The 225-nt window shown below is 64.9% G+C and carries 1 protein-coding gene; it reads right to left on the reverse strand.

Translation table 11 applies throughout. The features are described 5' to 3' along the window. Positions 1 to 225: serine dehydratase beta chain (locus AC06FP_RS16880; protein ID WP_478076339.1), on the reverse strand; the 225-nt coding region annotated here is incomplete at both ends.

Here is a 225-nt window from a genome sequence, read left to right on the forward strand (position 1 = left end):
CGTGGCGATGACGACGTCGTTGCCATCGAAGGCGGTGAAGCGCATGCCGTTGGTGTGGTAGGGCAGCTTCTGGCGCTTGTTCAGAGCCAGGTCGCGCTTCTCGTCGAAGGCGATCTCATGCTGGCCCATCAGGTTGATGCGCCTGGACGAACGGATGCGCGCCAGCGTGGCCGGGATGATGTCCGGGTCGATCAGGTTGGGGCGGTGGCCTTCCAGGCCGAGCAG

It is taken from the genome of Stenotrophomonas sp. Steno-Z2, assembly GCF_056393235.1.